The organism is Bradyrhizobium sp. CCH5-F6 (assembly GCF_001556045.1).
Taxonomy (GTDB): domain Bacteria; phylum Pseudomonadota; class Alphaproteobacteria; order Rhizobiales; family Xanthobacteraceae; genus Bradyrhizobium.
Map to the genome: position 1 here is coordinate 1 of NZ_LSIC01000005.1, position 1,606 is coordinate 1,606.

Sequence of the window (1,606 nt, forward strand, 5' to 3'; positions counted from 1 at the left end):
CCCAGCAAAGCCACGCCGCCTGATCGGCTCCGTCACCCAGATTCAGGCATAGCTCGTTTGGGCTCGCGATCTTTCTTAGGCCTGCAGCCGCCCAGATCCTTACACCGACGCCAAGCGAGTGGATGGACAAGCTCGATCGGGAACACAATTACCTTGTATCTCCATCGGGGCACGTGCATGCGAGGGGCCAGGTCCAAGCTGTCGATATGGGTCCCGGTGCAGCTTCGGTCGCCATCATGACCGAGGAGATGAAGAGCGCCGATGGCAGCATCCGGATGCTGGCAATGGAAATGCCCTTCCATGTCACGAACCGTCGCATGCTAAAGGGCTTGCGACCGGGAGATCTAGTGGAATTTGAGGCAGCCAGGCTGAAAAACGCAGTGATGATCACGAACATCCGAAAAGCGCGGTAGGCCGCTTGATAGTGGCTAATCAACGTCTGGTGAACGCTTAAGAGAAATCGCAGAGCAACAGAGCTACGACTGTGTCAGCCAATCACAGTCGCCGTGAACTTCACTATGAGCTCGGCCGTGTGCCGGTTGCCAAATCCGGTCAACTCGTCGGCAAACTTTGCGCAGCGATCGCCGATTTCATCCCGTTGGTTGCGTAGCATATGTACTGAGGACAACTATCAGAAACGAGGTCGCAAGAATTCGTGCGACATCGCCGGATGCCCGCGTTACCCGACAAGAATCAATATCTGAATCTGGTCTCGAGAGCGGCCGTTGCAGGTACCCGCAGGCAACGGTGCGGCTTGCCGATCGCATTTGAAGCTACGGCAAGGCCATGCTTGGTTTAACAAGAAGATTGGTACGGCTCGTCGCGCCAGATCGTGCTTACATTATTGACTCAGGTCGTAGGTCGCGGTCCTTGATCTGGCTCAACCACTGCGTCCTTGTTTCAGGCTTGATTGTTTCTGGATCAGACATCTGGTTTGATTGCCTTTGGACCAGTCATAGGAGCAACAGGAATTAATGCCCGCAAGCTGCTCCTAGCCGCTGTGATGTCCTTCGCTGCTCTCCCGGCCCTGGCGCAGACGAGCTCTACGGCTGAGAAGAACGGCCATCATTACTCAGGTGGACCGAACGGAGGTCCCGCGCCATATGGGGAAGAAGAGCACCGGCTCGAAGCCCGCATCGGGCGGCAGCCACCATTGTGGCGGTGGACCCAAGACCGATGTACCGCACCACATGGGGCCAAAAAAGGAGCAGTAATCGTGGGTGAGGTGTTGCGCGGGCTTCGCCGTGGTGATGAAAGTTGGTTCCGGCGCAATCCATTTAGCCATCCGAGCGTCACTGAGACAGCCTGGTCGTCGACCCGAATTGCTCTGGCACCTGCCACTTTGCCGCCCCTCGCGTGCCCTCGGCCTGATAGCCAGCAAACAGGCGGTGTTTTTTTGGATCAGGCGCAAAGCGCTGATGATGACGACGATTGTGCGTCGGCATGGCCCGCCCGATGCAACTTCACAGCAATAATCGCGTTCTCGGACTGAAGGTGACGTTGTGAAAGGAACGGTGATGAGAAATTTCAGACGAACTGCGCAATTGGTGATGACCTGAGCCCCGGTATTTCCTCCAAAAATGGGTAGAGTCCATAACCCGGATTG

Annotated in this window: 1 protein-coding gene; it reads left to right on the forward strand. The window is 56.4% G+C overall.

Features of this window, described 5'->3' with window-relative positions:
* The first annotated feature begins 122 nt into the window (after nucleotides 1-122).
* Nucleotides 123-413: a copper-binding protein gene (locus AX729_RS00385; protein ID WP_057198346.1), complete on the forward strand. Its 291-nt coding sequence runs from the start codon at nucleotides 123-125 to the stop codon at nucleotides 411-413.
* Nucleotides 414-1,606: the final 1,193 nt, after the last annotated feature.

Excerpts from the sequence above, each read along its gene's own strand:
- AX729_RS00385 (WP_057198346.1), top strand. The coding sequence starts at position 123 with ATGGACAAGCTCGATCGGGAACACAATTACCTTGTATCTCCATCGGGG.